General features: G+C 63.9%; 10 protein-coding genes. 7 read left to right on the top strand and 3 right to left on the bottom strand.

Translation table 11 applies throughout. From position 1 onward, the window contains the following. The first annotated feature begins 120 nt into the window (after positions 1-120). From recC to recD, 3 genes are read left to right on the top strand one after another with little or no spacing between them, the layout of a single operon-like run. Positions 121-3,597: an exodeoxyribonuclease V subunit gamma gene (gene recC, locus IAE38_RS18235; RefSeq protein ID WP_201218538.1), complete on the top strand. Its 3,477-nt coding sequence runs from the start codon at positions 121-123 to the stop codon at positions 3,595-3,597. Beyond that, positions 3,594-7,271, top strand: a complete 3,678-nt coding sequence (gene recB / locus IAE38_RS18230) for an exodeoxyribonuclease V subunit beta (protein ID WP_201218537.1) — start codon at positions 3,594-3,596, stop codon at positions 7,269-7,271. Before recC ends, recB begins: the two co-directional genes overlap by 4 nt. Next, positions 7,268-9,343 carry an exodeoxyribonuclease V subunit alpha gene (recD, locus tag IAE38_RS18225; RefSeq protein ID WP_201218535.1) on the top strand — a complete coding sequence of 692 codons (2,076 nt, stop codon included), beginning with the start codon at positions 7,268-7,270 and terminating at the stop codon, positions 9,341-9,343. Before recB ends, recD begins: the two co-directional genes overlap by 4 nt. Positions 9,344-9,419: 76 nt before the next feature. On the opposite strand, the gene IAE38_RS18220 is transcribed toward recD, so the two are convergent. Further along, complete coding sequence (locus IAE38_RS18220; protein ID WP_201218534.1) at positions 9,420-10,367, bottom strand: LysR family transcriptional regulator; 948 nt, start codon at positions 10,365-10,367, stop codon at positions 9,420-9,422. Between the two features lie 132 nt (positions 10,368-10,499). Between IAE38_RS18220 and IAE38_RS18215 the strand changes: the two genes are divergently transcribed. Both IAE38_RS18215 and mmsB read left to right on the top strand, forming a co-directional pair. After that, entirely contained in the window at positions 10,500-12,026 is a 1,527-nt protein-coding gene (locus tag IAE38_RS18215; RefSeq protein WP_201218533.1) for a CoA-acylating methylmalonate-semialdehyde dehydrogenase, read from the top strand. 10 nt (positions 12,027-12,036) lie between these two features. Continuing rightward, positions 12,037-12,924 carry a 3-hydroxyisobutyrate dehydrogenase gene (mmsB, locus tag IAE38_RS18210; protein ID WP_028633349.1) on the top strand — a complete coding sequence of 296 codons (888 nt, stop codon included), beginning with the start codon at positions 12,037-12,039 and terminating at the stop codon, positions 12,922-12,924. 128 nt (positions 12,925-13,052) lie between these two features. On the opposite strand, the gene IAE38_RS18205 is transcribed toward mmsB, so the two are convergent. Next, positions 13,053-13,397: a cupin domain-containing protein gene (locus IAE38_RS18205; RefSeq protein ID WP_028633348.1), complete on the bottom strand. Its 345-nt coding sequence runs from the start codon at positions 13,395-13,397 to the stop codon at positions 13,053-13,055. Positions 13,398-13,654: 257 nt separating this feature from the next. Between IAE38_RS18205 and IAE38_RS18200 the strand changes: the two genes are divergently transcribed. Both IAE38_RS18200 and IAE38_RS18195 read left to right on the top strand, forming a co-directional pair. Continuing rightward, positions 13,655-13,879: a type II toxin-antitoxin system HicA family toxin gene (locus tag IAE38_RS18200; protein WP_080667837.1), complete on the top strand. Its 225-nt coding sequence runs from the start codon at positions 13,655-13,657 to the stop codon at positions 13,877-13,879. Beyond that, on the top strand, positions 13,876-14,277 hold the full coding sequence (locus tag IAE38_RS18195) for a type II toxin-antitoxin system HicB family antitoxin (RefSeq protein WP_201218532.1): 402 nt from the start codon (positions 13,876-13,878) through the stop codon (positions 14,275-14,277). Before IAE38_RS18200 ends, IAE38_RS18195 begins: the two co-directional genes overlap by 4 nt. 25 nt (positions 14,278-14,302) lie before the next feature. Here IAE38_RS18195 and IAE38_RS18190 read toward each other — a convergent pair whose 3' ends face one another. Further along, complete coding sequence (locus IAE38_RS18190; protein ID WP_028633346.1) at positions 14,303-15,235, bottom strand: phosphatidate cytidylyltransferase; 933 nt, start codon at positions 15,233-15,235, stop codon at positions 14,303-14,305.

Genomic DNA, 15,235 nt, shown 5'->3' with positions numbered 1-15,235 from the left:
CATTTCGCAAAACCCCTATCTGCGCATGCAGGTAGGGGTTTTGTCTTTGTGGGCTAGAAACTCCCCAGCCCCGTGATATCGTTCCCCATCACGTCACCCGCGCCCGCCAGAGACCTGCCGATGTCCAACAGCTGCCTGCACCCCGGTTTCATGATCGTCCATGGCAACCGCCTCGACGACCTGCGAAGCCTGGTCGTAAGCTGGATGCGCCGCTACCCGCTGGCGCCACTGGAGAATGAAATCGCCCTGGTGCAAAGCAATGGCATTGCCCAGTGGCTCAAGTTGGCCCTGGCAGAAGACCCGCTTGAAGACGACCAGGGCGGTTGTGGTATCGCCGCAGCCATTGACGTGCAGCTTCCCGGCAGCTTCATGTGGCAGTTGTACCGCAGCGTGCTGGGCCGCGAGGAAATCCCCGAGGTTTCACTGCTCGACAAGTCACCCTTGACCTGGCGCCTGATGCGCCTGCTGCCCACGCTGGTGGAGCAACAGCACTTCGAGCCACTGCGGCGCTTTCTGACCGACGACAGCGACCTGCGCAAGCGTTATCAGCTGGCTGAGCGCCTGGCAGACCTGTTTGACCAGTACCAGGTTTACCGAGCCGACTGGCTCAAGGCCTGGGCTGCTGGCGACCACATCGTCATCACCGCCCGCGGCGAGCGCAAGCCACTGCCGGCGGGCAACCGTTGGCAGGCCGAGCTGTGGCGCGCGTTACTGGAAGACGTCGGCCAGCAAGGCATGGCCCAGAGCCGCGCCGGTGTGCACCAGCGCTTCATCGAATGCATTGATCAGTTGCAGCAGGCACCTGCCGGGCTGCCACAACGGGTAATCGTGTTCGGTATTTCCTCGCTACCCGCCCAGGCGCTGGAGGCGTTGGCCGGCCTGGCCCGGTTCAGCCAGGTACTGCTATGCGTGCACAACCCCTGCCGGCACCATTGGGCTGACATCGTTGCCGACAAGGACCTGTTGCGACACCAGTACAAGCGCCAGCAGCGCAAGCAAGGCATGCCCCTGCAACTGGACGATCAGTCGCTGCACCAGCACGCCCACCCGCTGTTGGCGGCTTGGGGCAAGCAAGGCCGCGACTACATCAACCTGCTCGACAGCTACGACGACCCCGGCAGCTATCAGGGCGTATTCAGCGACGGCCGCATCGACCTGTTCAGTGATGGCAACCCCGCCACAGTGCTCAACCAACTCCAGGACGACATCCTGGAACTGCGCCCGCTCGCTGAATCCCGCGCATTGTGGGGCCCGGTGGATCCAGTCAGTGATCCCTCGGTGCGCTTCCACATTGCCCACAGCCCCCAGCGTGAAGTGGAAATTCTTCACGATCAGCTGCTTGCCCGGTTCAGCGCCGATGCTACATTGCGCCCGCGCGACGTGATCGTCATGCTGCCGGATATCGACACCTACGCGCCGCACATCCGCGCGGTGTTCGGCCAGTTGCCCCGCAAAGACCCCCGTCATATCCCCTTCACCCTGACCGACCAAGGCCAGCGTGGACGCGAGCCGCTGTTGATCGCTCTGGAGCACCTGCTGAAGCTGCCGGAGAGCCGTTTTGCCGTGAGTGAAGTGCTCGACCTGCTGGATGTGCCGGCAGTGCGTGCCCGCTTTGGCATCCGCGAAGCAGACTTGCCCACCCTGCACCGCTGGATCGAGGGCGCAGGTATTCGTTGGGGGTTGAATGCTGAACAGCGGGCCAGCCTTGGTTTGCCCGGCGGCCTCGAGCAAAACTCCTGGCGCTTTGGCCTGCGCCGTATGCTGCTGGGTTATGCCGTGGGTATCGGGGAAGCGTGCGACGGCATTGAGCCCTACGACGAAATCGGTGGCCTGGACGCGGCATTGATTGGCCCGCTGGTCGCCTTGCTCGATGCGCTTGAGGTTGCCTGCGAAGCGTTGGCCACGCCGGCTACCGTAGAGCAGTGGGGCGAGCGCCTGAATGCCCTGTTGCAGGTGTGTTTCGTTGCCGACGACGAACGCGACGAATTTCTGCTGATGCAGTTGCAGGACCTTCGCGAAACCTGGCTGCAGGTGTGCGAAACAGTGGGCCTGCAAGACCCGTTGCCGTTGACGGTAGTGCGTGAGGCTTGGTTGTCTGGGCTGGATGAAGGCAAATTGTCCCAGCGCTTTCTGGCCGGCTCGGTAAATTTCTGTACCCTCATGCCCATGCGCGCCATTCCGTTTAGGGTGGTCTGCCTGCTGGGCATGAACGACGGTGACTACCCGCGAGCGCAGCAGCCCCTCGACTTCGACCTCATGGCCAGTGACTACCGCCCCGGTGATCGCTCCCGGCGCGAGGACGACCGCTACCTGCTGCTTGAGGCACTGCTTTCGGCGCGGGATCAGCTGTATGTCAGTTGGGTCGGGCGCAGCATTCGCGATAACAGCGAGCGCCCCGCTTCGGTGCTCATTGGCCAGTTGCGTGATCACATTGCTGCCGGTTGGCGCCTGCCTGGCGCCGAGCAGCACGACCTGCAGGCCGCAGGTGAGCAGTTGCTGCATGCCCTGACCCAGGAACACCCGCTGCAGCCATTCAGCCCGCGCTACTTCGAGCGCGGCAGCCCGCTGTTCAGCTATGCCCACGAGTGGCAGGTACTGCACCAGCAGGCTCCTGTGGACAACCCGGCCGAAGCGCTGGAGCCTTTCATCGATGATGAACCGCTCAGCCTGAACCAACTGAGTGACTTTCTGCGTCACCCGGTCAGGCACTTCTTCAGTCAGCGACTGAAGGTTTACTTTGAGGCGCTGGAAGCCCCAACACCGGACGAAGAGCCCTTTGTGCTCGATGCGTTGCAACGCTACGCCGCCAGCGAAAGCCTGCTGGGCGCAGCGCTGGCCGACCCGGCCAACGCGCAGCACGCCCTGCACACTCAGGCCCGACGCCTGCAGGCCTGCGGGTTGCTGCCGCTGGCAGGCTTTGGCCAGCTGTTGCAGGATGAATTGATCGAACCGCTGCCCAACCTGCTGCAGCGTCACCAGCAGCTCCTGGCCCGGTGGCCGACGCAGGTGGACGGGGCCTTGCCGGTGCATTTCGAGCAGGGGCCGCACCGCCTGGAAGGCTGGCTTGGCCGGGTGTTCCAGTCTGACGACCAGAGCCTGTTGAGCATCACTACCGTGCCCAACACCCTCAGCGCCGGGCGAAACAGCCTCAAGTGGCACCGCCTGATCGCGCCCTGGGTCACCCACCTGGCGGCGTGCGCCGCCGGGTATCCCTATCACAGCGCCCTGGTAGCCAGTGACCTGACCTTGCTACTGCCCCCGCTTGACCCGCAACAGGCCGCGCAACGGCTCGGCGAGCTGATGGTGGCTCGCCAGGCAGGCATGAGCGCGCCGTTGCCGGTCGCGCCGAAAACAGCCTTCGCCTGGCTGGGCCAGGATGACAGCGATAAAGCCCTGGCGGCGGCAGCCCGCGCCTATGAAGGCGATGAGCGCAACAGCGGTGGCGAGCGTGACGAGAGCGTCGCCCTGGCCCGGCAGTTCCGCGATTTTGCCGCGCTTACCGCTGACGAAACCTTCGAAGGCTGGTGTGAAACCTTGTATCGCCCCCTGTTCGATGCCCCCTGGCAGACCCTGGGCAACCCGGAGACAGCCGCATGACCCAGGACCGCCCACTGGCCTTGACCTTCCCCCTGCACGGCAGCCAACTGATCGAGGCCAGCGCCGGCACCGGCAAGACCTTCACCATCTCCGCGCTGTACCTGCGCCTGATCCTTGGCCACGGTGGCGAGCACGGCTTTGCCCGCGAACTGCTGCCACCTCAGATCCTGGTGGTGACCTTCACCGACGCCGCTACCAAAGAACTGCGCGAGCGTATTCGTACGCGCCTGGCGGAGGCAGCGCGGTTTTTCCGGGGTGAACTGGAAGCAGCCGACCCGCTGTTGGTGCAACTGCGTGATGACTACCCGCAGGACGCCTGGCCCCGTTGCGCCGGGCGCCTGGAAATCGCCGTGCAATGGATGGACGAGGCCGCTGTCTCGACCATTCACGGCTGGTGCCAGCGCATGCTGCGTGAACATGCTTTTGACAGTGGTAGCCTGTTCACTCAGACCCTGGAAACCGACCACAGCGAGCTGCTGGGCCAGGTCATGCGCGACTACTGGCGGCGTTTCTGCTACGGCATGCAAAACCAGGCACTGGCCTGGGTGCGCAGCCATTGGGGCAGCCCTGATGCCTTGCTGCCCCGCATCCGGCCCCTGTTCGGGCGGGTGCGCACCGAACCGTCAGGGCCTGACCCTGAGGCCCTGATCGACGCCGCGCTGCGTGAACGCGACGGCCAACTGGCCCAGCTGAAAGCGCCGTGGGCAGCCTGGGCCGAAGAGCTGCGGCAGGTTTGCCGTGATGCCCTGGCAGCCAAGCAGGTGGATGGGCGCAAGATGCAGGCCCGCTATTTCGAACCCTGGTTCGACAAACTCGCCCTTTGGGCCGCCGACCCGCAGTGCGTTGAGCTGGACCTGGGGACCGGCTTCACCCGCCTGACGCCTGCGGGCATGGCCGAGGCCTGGAAGGTCGGCGAGCCACCCACGCACCCGGCGCTGGACGCCATGCAAACCCTGCAGCAGAACCTGCAGGCCTTGGCCACCCCCGACGCCGCGTTGCTTGAGCACGCGGCGGGTTGGGTGGCTGCCGGGTTCGAGGTGGAGAAACGCCGCCGCGCCGAGATGGGCTTCGACGACATGCTGCTGCGCTTGCAGCACGCCTTGAACGGTGATGCCGGGGAACGCCTGGCCAGCCTGGTGCGCGAGCAGTTCCCGGTGGCGCTCATCGACGAGTTCCAAGATACCGACCCCGTGCAATACGGCATTTTCGAACGCATCTACCAGATCGGTGAAAACCGCGCCGAAACTGGCCTGTTCATGATCGGCGACCCCAAGCAGGCCATCTATGCCTTCCGCGGCGCCGATATCTACACTTATCTGGCTGCACGGCGCGCCACCCACGGGCGCTTGCACAGCCTGGACACCAACTACCGCTCCAGCAAGGCCATGGTCGCGGCGGTGAACCAGGTGTTTCTGCAGGCCGAAACCCGCGCGGCAGGGCGGGGCGCGTTTCTGTTCCGTGAAGCCGAGGACAACCCGTTGCCCTTCATTGCCGTGCGCGCCAAGGGCCGCAGCGAGCAACTGATGCTCGACGGGCAGCCGTGTGCCGCCTTGCAGTGCTGGCAACTGGCAAGTGATGCACCCGTTTCCGGGAGCCTGTACCGCAAGGAGATGGCAGCCAGTTGTGCCAGCCATATCGTCTCGCTGCTCAACGGCGGCCAGCAGGGTATGGCAGGCTTCCAGAACGCACAGGGCGAGCTGCGTCCCTGCCTGCCGTCAGACATCGCCATCCTCGTGCGTGATGGGCATGAGGCGCAGCTGGTGCGTGCAGAGCTCGCTGCACGAGGTGTGCGCAGCGTCTACCTGTCCGACAAGGACTCGGTGTTCAGCGCACAGGAGGCACATGACTTGCTGGCCTGGCTGAAAGCCTGTGCAGAGCCAGATTCGGAGCGCTTGCTCAAGGCGGCCCTGGCCAGCGTCACCCTCGGCCTGTCGCTCACCGCGCTGGACCGCCTCAACCAAGATGAGCGGGTTTGGGAAGACTGGGTCATGCGCTTTCGCGCTTACCGTGAAACCTGGCAGCGCCAGGGCGTGTTGCCCATGCTGCGGCACCTGCTGCACGACTTCGAGCTGCCGCGCACGCTCATCCGCCGCACTGACGGCGAGCGGGTGCTCACCAATTTGCTGCACCTGGCCGAGCTGCTGCAACAGGCAGCCGGTGAGCTGGACGGCGAGCAAGCGTTGGTCCGTCACCTGGCCGAGCAACTGGCCAATGCCGGCCAGGCGGGCGATGAGCAGATTCTGCGCCTGGAGAGTGATGAGCAACTGGTCAAGGTGGTGACCATTCACAAGTCCAAGGGGCTGGAATATCCCCTGGTCTACCTGCCGTTCATCTGCACCAGCAAGCCGGTGGACGGTAGCCGCCTGCCGCTGGCCTGGCATGACGGCCAAGGCAATGCCCACCTCACCCTGACCCCCGACGCGCAGCAGATCGAACGCGCCGACGACGAGCGCCTGGCCGAGGACCTGCGGTTGCTGTACGTCGCCCTGACTCGCGCCCAGCATGCCTGCTGGCTGGGTGTCGCCGACCTCAAGCGTGGTAACCACAAGCGCTCACAGCTGCACCGGTCGGCCTTGGGTTACCTGTTGGGCGGGGGCGCTGAACTGGCTGATTCCCAGCAATTGACGGTATGGCTGCAAACACTGGCAGACACCAGCCCGCACATCACCTGCCCAGGCCTGCCAACGGCTGAAGCTCAGCATTACCGCATGCCCCACGCCCAGCGTGAGCTGGTGGCGGCGCGCACCCCGCGGCGCTCGGCAGCCGAGCACTGGTGGATCGCCTCCTACAGCGCCTTGCGCATAGGTGACCAGGCGTTGGGCGCCGACAGTTCCCAGGCCCAACAACTGCTGGATGATGAATGGGTTGATGCCACGGCCCTGCGCGAAGTGGCGGCAGGCAGTGGCGATATCCACCGTTTCCCCCGCGGTCCGAACCCGGGTACCTTCCTGCACGGGCTGCTGGAATGGGCGGGCCGTGAAGGCTTCGACAAGGTGGCCAGCGACGCTAGCCTGATCGAACGTACGGTCGGGCAACGCTGCAATCGCCGTGGCTGGGAAGGGTTCATACCCACATTGACCGAATGGCTGGCCCGCCTGCTGACCGAACCTTTGCCGCTGGCAGCAGGCGGCCTCAGCCTGACCCTGGGGCAACTGAGCCGCTACCAGGTAGAAATGGAGTTCTGGTTCGCCAGCCATCAGGTCGATGCGCAGCAGCTCGACCGCCTGGTAGCACACCATACTCACCCTGGGCAGCCGCGCCCGGCGGCTCAACCCACGCTGCTCAACGGGATGTTCAAGGGTTTCATCGACCTGGCGTTCGAGCTGGACGGGCGCTACTACGTCACCGATTACAAGTCCAACTGGCTGGGCCCGGATATCCAGGCCTATGACCACGCGGCCATGCAGCGCGCCATCCTCGAACACCGCTACGACCTCCAGTACGTCCTCTACCTGCTGGCTTTGCACCGCCAACTGCGGGCTCGGCTGGCGGATTACGACTACGACCGCCACGTGGGCGGTGCGCTGTTCATTTTCCTGCGCGGGGCCAGCAGCAGCGGGCATGGCGTGTACCACACCCGGCCCCCGCGTGCGCTTATCGAAGGCCTTGATGCGCTGTTCCGGGGCGAGCATCCGCCCGTGCAGCAGGACCTGTTTGCCGGAGTCGAGCCATGAGCCGCACCTTGATGGACCTGTTACCCACGCCGCTGCAGGCCGAGCACTTGCTTGCACTGGCGCCCCAGCGCAACAGCAATGACCTGTTGCAACTGCTCGACCGTTGGGTGGAGCGCGGCTGGCTGCGTGCCCTGGACCGCGCGTTCGTGTCATTTCTCGAGGAGCGCGCGCCGGGCAGCGACCCACTGCTATTGCTGGCCGCTGCCCTGGCCAGCCACCAGCTGGGCCACGGGCATGTCTGCCTGGACCTGCAGCAGACCCTCGCCGAGCCAGACTTCGCGCTGTCGTTGCCACCCGAGGGCGATGCCCTGATCGGGCCGTTGCTGTTGCCTTCGCAGTTGTTGGCCAACCTCGACCTGCACGCTTGGCGCCAGCGCATCGCCGCAAGCCCGCTGGTTGCGGCCGGCAATGCGCCCGGCCAGCACACCCGGCCACTGGTGCTCAGCGGCGAGCGCCTGTACTTGCGCCGTTACTGGAGCTACGAACGGCGGATCGATCACAACCTGCGCCTGCGGCTGACCCAGGCAGACGCCTTGCCCGCCGACTTGCCCGCTCGCCTCGCCCAGTTGTTCGAGACGGGTGAGTCACCCGGGCAGGTGGACTGGCAGAAGCTGGCCTGTGCCCTGGCCACGCGGGCCGGCTTCAGCATCATCACCGGGGGGCCCGGCACCGGCAAGACCACCACGGTGGTGCGCCTGCTGGCCTTGCTGCAGGCGCCGGCGGTGGAGCAGGGCAGGCCGCTGCGCATCCGCCTGGCCGCCCCCACCGGCAAGGCTGCTGCGCGGCTTACCGAGTCCATTGGCCAGCAGGTCGAGCGCCTGCAGGTGAGTGATGAGGTGCGTGGGCATATCCCCACCGAGGTCAGCACCGTCCACCGCCTGCTGGGCAGCCGCCCTGGGTCGCGGCACTTCCGCCACCATGCCGGCAACCCGTTGCCGCTGGACGTGCTGGTGGTCGATGAGGCGTCCATGATCGACCTGGAGATGATGGCCAACTTGCTCGATGCCCTGCCGCCCAAGGCACGGCTGGTGCTGCTGGGGGACAAGGACCAGCTGGCGTCGGTAGAGGCGGGCGCGGTGCTCGGTGACCTGTGCCGGGATGCAGAGCAGGGCTGCTATTCCCCGGCCACCCAGGCATGGCTCGAAGGCATTGGCGGCCAGTCGCTGGCAGGCAGCGGCCTCACAAGCGGTGATGCCCACCGTCACCCACTGGCACAGCAGGTGGTAATGCTGCGGTTTTCCCGGCGTTTCGGCGAGGGTAGCGGTATTGGCCAGCTGGCACGGTTGGTCAACCACCAGGACAGCGACGGTGCACGCAACCTGCTGGCCAAGCCCCCGGCCGATGTTCACAGCCTGGCCTTGAAACAGGAGCACGACCGCGCCCTCGACCGGCTGCTGCTCGATGGCCTCAACCTGGGCATCGACGGCCCCCAGGGCTATCGAAGCTACCTGCGCACCCTAGGCCGCTATCGGCCGGCCCTGGGCACCGCATTCGATGACCCGGCCTGGGAGCACTGGGCCGCCCGGGTACTGCACAGCTTCGAAGACTTCCAGCTGCTGTGCGCCGTGCGCCGGGGTGCCTGGGGTGTCGAGGGTCTCAACGAGCGTGTGGCGCGGGTGCTGCACACTGCCGGCCTGATCGACACCCAGCAGCCTTGGTACGAAGGCCGCCCGGTGCTGGTGACCCGCAACGACTACGGCCTGGGCCTGATGAACGGTGACATCGGCATCGCCCTGCGCCTGCCGGACGAGCAAGGTATGCCCCTGCTGCGTGTGGCGTTCCCGCGTAACGATGGCAGCGGGGGCGTGCGCTTCGTGCTGCCCAGCCGGCTGAACGAAGTGGAAACCGTGTTCGCCATGACCGTGCACAAATCCCAGGGTTCGGAGTTTGGCCATACCGCCCTGGTGCTACCCGATGCACTGAACCCGGTACTGACCAAAGAACTGGTGTACACCGGCATCACCCGGGCCAAGCACTGCTTCACCCTGGTCGAGCCACGTCAGGGGATCTTTGAAGAGGCGGTGGCGCGTAAGGTGCGGCGGATTTCCGGGTTGATGCTGGAAGAGGTATAGGGCCAGACAAAGGTGCAGGCAATCGTCGGCGATGGGCTGCAACGCAGCCGCACCAACGCCCAGCGGTGCCACCCGCTCACTCCAGAAACTGACAAGTGCGCGTCTCCCCCATCAACATTAAACGGTTCAGCTCTGTGACTTCACGGATGTAATCCCACAGCAGGGTAATCCGCTTCAACTTGCGCAAGTCCTCCCGGCAGTACATCCAGAATTGCCGCGTCACCTCTACCTCCTCCGGCAACACCGTCACCAGCCTTGGGTCTTGTGCGGCCAGAAAACACGGCAGAATCGCCAGGCCACGGCCCTGCAGGGCCGCCGTGTACTGGGCGATCACGCTGGTGCTGCGCAGGTGCGCAGTGGCGCTTGGGATCAGGTTGGCCAGGTACAGCAGCTCCGAGCTGAACGCCAGGTCATCGACGTAGCTGATGAACGGGTGCCCCGCCAGGTCCGCTACCTGCCTTATCGGCGCGTGGCTGTCGAGGTAGGGCTGGGTGGCGTACAGCCGCAAACGGTAGTCGCAAAGCTTGCAGCATACATAGGGCCCGTGCTCCGGCCGCTCCAGGGCGATGACGATATCCGCCTCGCGTTTGGACAGGCTGATGAAGTGCGGAAGCGGCAGGATGTCCACGGAGATTGCCGGGTAGGCCTCAACGAAATGGCTGAGCTGGGGGGTGATGAAGAAGCTGCCGAAGCCTTCCGTACAGCCCATCCGCACATGGCCGGACAGCGCCACACCCGACCCCGATACCTGCTCGCACGCCATGTGCAGCGTGCTTTCGATGGTCTCTGCATAGCTCAGCAGGCGCTGGCCCTCCGCGGTCAGTACGAAGCCTGTGGTACGCGACTTCTCGAACAGCAAGGTGCCCAGCGCTCCCTCCAGTGAACTGATGCGCCGGGACACCGTGGTGTAGTCCACACCCAGGCGTTTGGCGGCGCTGCTGGCTTTGCGGGTTCGGGCGACTTCAAGAAAGAACTTCAGGTCGTCCCAGTTCAATGCGCTGAGGGATGTGAGGTCTTTTTGCATGATGATCCGGTTTTTTTGTGCGTTCTTGTTGGATGTTTGCACATCTATACTCGAAACATGCCTTTCAACGCCACCCCGCGTTTGCCCGGCGCTGGCGATCTCGTCCTGACAATAATTCCAAGGAGAACGCAGATGAATGCACCGCAATCCCCCGACCAGGCCAAAGTCGAGCAGGTAAAGCTGCTGATCGACGGGCAATGGGTGGCGTCCAGCACCGGGGAGTGGCGTAACGTCGTCAACCCGGCCACCCAGCAAGTGCTGGCACGTGTGCCGTTCGCCACGGTGCAGGAGGTCGATGCTGCGGTGGCGGCAGCCCAGCGCGCCTTCGTGAGCTGGCGTGATACCCCGATTGGTGCGCGCATGCGCATCATGCTCAAACTGCAGGCGCTGATCCGCGAGCACAGCAAACGCATCGCCCAGGTGCTCAGCGCTGAACAGGGCAAAACCCTCGCCGATGCCGAGGGCGATATTTTCCGCGGGCTGGAGGTGGTGGAACACGCGGCGTCCATCGGTACGCTGCAGATGGGCGAGTTTGCCGAGAACGTGGCCGGCGGCGTGGACACGTACACGCTGCGCCAGCCGATCGGCGTGTGTGCGGGTATCACCCCGTTCAACTTCCCCGCCATGATCCCCCTGTGGATGTTCCCCATGGCCATCGTGTGCGGCAATACCTTCGTGCTCAAGCCTTCCGAGCAGGACCCGCTTTCCACCCTGTTGCTGGTGGAACTGGCGCTGGAAGCCGGTGTGCCGCCTGGCGTGCTCAACGTGGTGCATGGCGGCAAGCAGGTGGTGGACGCCATCTGCACGCATAAGGACATCAAGGCGATTTCGTTCGTGGGCTCAACCGAGGTGGGTACCCACGTGTACAACCTGGCCAGCCAGCACGGCAAGCGCGTGCAGTCGATGATGGGGGCGAAGAACCATGCGGTAGTGCTGCCTGACGCCAACCGCACGCAAACCGTCAATGCCTTGGTCGGCGCCGCATTTGGGGCAGCCGGGCAGCGTTGCATGGCCACGTCGGTGGCGGTGTTGGTGGGCAAGGCCCGGGAGTGGCTGCCGGACATCAAGGCGGCTGCCAGCAAGCTGAAGGTGAACGCCGGCAGCGAGCCTGGCACCGACGTCGGCCCTGTGGTTTCCAGGCGCGCCAAGGAGCGTGTGCTTGGCCTGATCGAAAGTGGCATCCGCGAGGGGGCTAAACTGGAGCTCGATGGCCGCGATGTGAAGGTGCCCGGTTACGAGCAGGGCAACTTCGTCGGCCCCACCCTGTTCTCCGGTGTCACCACCGACATGCAGGTGTACACCCAGGAGATCTTCGGCCCGGTGCTGGTGACCCTCGAGGTGGATACCCTCGACGAAGCCATCGCCCTGGTCAATGCCAACCCCTTCGGTAATGGCACCGGCCTGTTCACCCAAAGCGGCGCGGCTGCGCGCAAGTTCCAGAGCGAGATCGATGTCGGCCAGGTCGGCATCAACATTCCCATTCCGGTGCCTGTGCCTTTCTTCAGCTTTACCGGCTCGCGGGGCTCCAAGCTGGGTGACCTCGGCCCGTACGGCAAGCAGGTCGTGCAGTTCTACACTCAGACCAAGACCGTCACCGCGCGCTGGTTCGATGACGACAGTGTCAATGACGGTGTGAACACCACCATCAGCCTGCGCTAAGGAGTACCGCATGCGTATTGCATTCATCGGCTTGGGCAACATGGGGGCACCCATGGCCCGCAACCTGATCAAGGCCGGGCACGCGCTTGAACTGTTCGACCTGAACAAGGATGTGTTGGCAGAACTTGCCGCACTGGGTGGGCACATCAGCGCCTCGCCCAAGGAGGCAGCGGCTGCCGCCGAGCTGGTCATCACCATGCTGCCGGCCGCTGCCCATGTGCGCAGCGTGTACCTGAACGAGGACGGCGTGCTGGCCGGTATCCGCCCAGGCACCCCTACGCTTGACTGCAGCACCATCGACCCACAAACGGCGCGCGAGGTGTGCAAGGCTGCTGCGGCCAAAGGTGTCGACATGGGGGATGCACCCGTCTCTGGTGGCACCGGGGGCGCGGCGGCGGGCACCTTGACCTTCATGGTCGGCGCCAGTGCTGAACTGTTTGCCACCCTCAAGCCGGTGCTGGAGCACATGGGCCGTAACATCGTGCATTGCGGCGATGTAGGTACCGGGCAGATCGCCAAGATCTGCAACAACCTGCTGCTGGGTATTTCGATGATCGGTGTTTCCGAGGCCATGGCCCTGGGCAACGCGCTGGGCATCGATACCCAGGTGCTGGCGGGGATCATCAACAGTTCTACAGGCCGGTGCTGGAGTTCGGACACCTATAACCCCTGGCCAGGCGTCATCGAGACTGCACCCGCGGCACGCGGCTACACCGGCGGCTTCGGTGCCGAGCTGATGCTCAAGGACCTGGGGCTGGCCACGGAAGCTGCGCGGCAGGCGCATCAGCCGGTGATTCTTGGCGCCGTCGCCCAACAGTTGTACCAGGCCATGAGCTTGCGCGGGGAAGGTGGCAAAGATTTCTCTGCCATCGTCGAGGGGTACCGCAAGAAGGCTTGATGCAAGCAGTGGAGTTTACTGTGGGCCTGGCGCCCCTCCCTCTGTAACTGCGCACCAGAGGGAAGGGCGTGCGGGCCCCGTTTTTTTATTCCGGCCCTATCGCAGGGGGTAGCCCAAGCGGCTGCCTGTCACGCGAAGACGAAGTACTTGCGTACGGTTTCGACCACTTCCCACGTGCCTTTCATGCCGGGTTCGATCACGAACACATCACCAGCCTTGAGGTGCTTGGGCGCTTCACCTTCCGGGGTGATGATGCAGTAGCCATCGAGGAAGTGGCAGTACTCCCACTTGTCGTAGTTGACCTCGAACTTGCCCGGGGTGCAGATCCAGGTGCCCATGATCTTGCTGCCGTCGGCCGACAGGTAGGCATTGAGGTTCACGGTGTGCGGCTCGCCGCCGATACGTTTCCACTTGGTGGCGTCCACGACCGGCGTGGGGCAGGTTTCACGCAACACGGTGATGAAATCGGACATGGCACAACTCCTGGTGACTGGTTGGATGACCCGTCACCATAGGGTGTATGGCCAGCGCGGAGTTGCCTGAACTCGACGTCGAGGTGCCTGGACGCGCTATGCCGTGCCGGTGGAGCATAAAGCGGTTTCTTACTGACTCAGGCGATACGTCCTATAAAGCGGGAGGCCCCATCTGATGGTACTAACGCTGGGAATGCTGTGAAATTCACATCGTTTTTAGTGTGTATAATACACATTAGCTGTCGATGGGAGCGAGAATGCGCAGTCGAGAAGTCATCAAACTCATTGAGGCTGACGGGTGGTATCTGGTGGAAGTGAAGGGGAGTCATCAACAGTTTCGGCATCCTGTGAAGAAAGGCCGTGTCACTGTCCCGCATCCCAAAGCGGAGCTACCAAAAGGAACCGTGCATAGCATTCTGAAACAATCTGGCCTTACACCTACTCCAGGTGTGTCGAGCCACGCTAATGGAGACAATCAATGAAGTTTCCCGTCGTATTGCACAAAGACCCCGAGTCGGAGTATGGGGTAGTTGTGCCGGATGTAGCCGGTTGCTTCTCCGCCGGTCCAACTGTCGCCAAAGCGCTTGAAGCTGTACAGGAAGCGCTGGCGCTTCATTTCGAAGGGCTTGTCGCCGACAACGAGCCATTACCGCAGCCGCAGGAAATTGATGTACATGTGGCCAACCCTGACTACCAAGGTGGAGTATGGGCCGTTGTGGATTTTGATGTGACGCCTTACTTGGGCAGGGCGGTCCGTTTCAATGCGACGCTGCCGGAGCACCTGCTTCAACGTATCGATGAAAAAGTCAGGCACGATCATCGCTACGCTTCCCGTTCAGGCTTCCTCGCTTCTGCCGCCATGCGTGAACTTGCATCGTGAACCTGACCATCGACGGTGGCGCGGCTTATGCCCACCAATACCGCACAAAGTGAAAGAACACCGGCGCGGCAAAGCACACCGAGTCCATGCGGTCGAGCATGCCGCCGTGGCCTTCGATCATGTGCCCCCAGTCCTTCACGCCACGGTCGCGCTTGATGGCCGACATGACCAGCCCGCCGAAGAAGCCCATGGCGTTCACGGCCAGGGCCATCAGCGCCGCCTGCCAGAAGTTGAACGGGGTAATCCAGCACAGCAAGGCGCCGATCAGCGTCGCCAGTGCCACACCACCGGCCAGGCCTTCCACCGTCTTGGACGGTGACAGGTTGGGCGCGACCTTGTGTTTGCCGAACAGTTTGCCGCACACGTACTGCAGCACGTCGCTGATCTGCACCACCAGGATCAGCCAGGCGATCAGCAACAGGTTGCGGCCTTCGTAGCCGGGGATATCGAGGGTCATCAGCGCGGGTACCGAGGACACGCAGTACACCGCGATCATCAGCCCCCACTGTACCTTTGAAGCCCGCTCCAGAAAGCGCGTGGTGTCGCCGCCGAAGCTGGCCAGGATCGGCAGCAGCAGGAACAGGTAAACGGGGATGAAGATGCTGAACATGCCGTACCAGTCCATGGCAATCAGCACGTACTGCACCGGCAGCGCCACATAAAATGCCGCTACCAGTGCCGGGTAGTCACTGCGCCGGGTGGGGGTGAGGGTCATGAATTCGCGCAGTGCATAGAACGACACCCCGTAGAACAGCACGATCACCCCGTACTTGCCGAACAAAAAGGCGATGCCGATCACCAGCACCATCACCCACCAGGCGTTGATACGGGCGTTGAGGTTATCGATGACCGCATGGGGGCCGGGGCCTGCCCGCCATTTCAGCAAGCGGCCGATCACGCTGGCGAGCAGCAGCAGGGCGCCAATGCCGGCGAACAACGAGAGGGTATTGTCGTGCAT

The organism is Pseudomonas sp. S32, from assembly GCF_016648095.1.
Taxonomy (GTDB): domain Bacteria; phylum Pseudomonadota; class Gammaproteobacteria; order Pseudomonadales; family Pseudomonadaceae; genus Aquipseudomonas; species Aquipseudomonas parafulva.
The sequence above is the reverse complement of the archived record's forward strand: the minus strand, read 5'-3'. Positions and strand labels throughout refer to the sequence as shown.

Coding starts and splice junctions, on each gene's coding strand:
- recC (WP_201218538.1), top strand. CDS start 121: ATGTCCAACAGCTGCCTGCACCCCGGTTTCATGATCGTCCATGGCAAC.
- recB (WP_201218537.1), top strand. CDS start 3,594: ATGACCCAGGACCGCCCACTGGCCTTGACCTTCCCCCTGCACGGCAGC.
- recD (WP_201218535.1), top strand. CDS start 7,268: ATGAGCCGCACCTTGATGGACCTGTTACCCACGCCGCTGCAGGCCGAG.
- IAE38_RS18220 (WP_201218534.1), bottom strand. CDS start 10,367: ATGCAAAAAGACCTCACATCCCTCAGCGCATTGAACTGGGACGACCTG.
- IAE38_RS18215 (WP_201218533.1), top strand. CDS start 10,500: ATGAATGCACCGCAATCCCCCGACCAGGCCAAAGTCGAGCAGGTAAAG.
- mmsB (WP_028633349.1), top strand. CDS start 12,037: ATGCGTATTGCATTCATCGGCTTGGGCAACATGGGGGCACCCATGGCC.
- IAE38_RS18205 (WP_028633348.1), bottom strand. CDS start 13,397: ATGTCCGATTTCATCACCGTGTTGCGTGAAACCTGCCCCACGCCGGTC.
- IAE38_RS18200 (WP_080667837.1), top strand. CDS start 13,655: ATGCGCAGTCGAGAAGTCATCAAACTCATTGAGGCTGACGGGTGGTAT.
- IAE38_RS18195 (WP_201218532.1), top strand. CDS start 13,876: ATGAAGTTTCCCGTCGTATTGCACAAAGACCCCGAGTCGGAGTATGGG.
- IAE38_RS18190 (WP_028633346.1), bottom strand. CDS start 15,235: ATGCACGACAATACCCTCTCGTTGTTCGCCGGCATTGGCGCCCTGCTG.